The following is a 1,077-nucleotide window of genomic DNA, read 5'->3' as shown; positions in this document are numbered from 1 at the left end:
GGTTCCGGTGCGGCTGGCCGGGTTGGCCGCCACCTGTTGCGGGGTCCCCGCTGCGATGATCCGTCCCCCGGCGTCCCCGCCGGCAGGGCCCAGATCGATTACCCAGTCCGCGGCCGCGACCACGTCCAGGTGGTGTTCGACCACCACCACAGTGTTGCCCTGCTCCACCAGCCGGTGCAGCTGCGCCACCAGCAGCTGCACGTCGGCCGGGTGCAGACCCGTGGTCGGCTCATCAAGCAGATACAGGGTGTGCCCGCGCCGGGCGCGTTGTAGCTCGGTGGCCAGTTTGATGCGCTGGGCTTCCCCGCCGGAGAGTTCGGTGGCCGGCTGCCCCAGGCTGAGGTACCCCAGCCCCACTTCCTGCAGGGTTGCCAGCGCCCGGGCGGCGGCCGGGATTGGGTGCAGGAATTCTGCGGCCTCGTCCACGCTCATCGCCAGCACTTCCGCAATGTTCTTAGGCTGCGCGCCGTCCGTCGGCTGGTAGGTCACCTCCAGGGTCTGCGGGTTGTACCGGGCCCCGTGGCAGGTGGGACACGGGCCGTAGGTGCCCGGCAGGAAGAGCAGCTCGATTTCCAGGTAGCCCTCCCCCTGGCAGGTTTCGCAGCGCCCGCCGGCCACGTTGAAGGAGAACCGGCCAGCCCCGTAGCCGCGTTCCCGCGCCAGCTGGGTGTCGGCGAACGTCTTGCGCACCGCATCGAACAGGCCGGTGTAGGTGGCCAGGTTGGAGCGCGGGGTGCGCCCAATAGGTTTTTGATCCATGACCACGCAGCGGTTCAGGGCCTCGACGCCCAGCACCCGACGGACCTGTGCGGTGGCTTCCTCGGAAGGCTCGGCGTTCGTTGGGCTGGCGGGGGCGGTGCGCAGCTGGCCCTGCACGGATTGGGCCAGGGCGTGGGAGACCAGGGAGGACTTGCCCGAACCGGACACCCCGGTCACCGCGGTGAAGACCCCCAACGGGAAGCGGGCCTGCAGATCCACCAGGTTGTGCAGGTTCACCCCCTGCAGTTCCAGCCAGCCGCTGGCCTGCCGTATCTGGTGGTCGGGGGCCGGGGGCGGGGTCAGGAAGCGGCGGGTCAC

Annotated in this window: 1 pseudogene; it reads right to left on the bottom strand. The window is 70.2% G+C overall.

Annotation, left to right across the window (positions count from 1 at the left end):
- Positions 1 to 1,077: pseudogene (locus RCJ92_RS15950) on the bottom strand (ABC transporter); the annotation flags it as partial.

The sequence above is a fragment of the Glutamicibacter sp. BSL13 genome (assembly GCF_052928425.1).
Note: the sequence above shows the minus strand (reverse complement) of the source record. Positions and strands in the feature narration are given on the sequence as shown.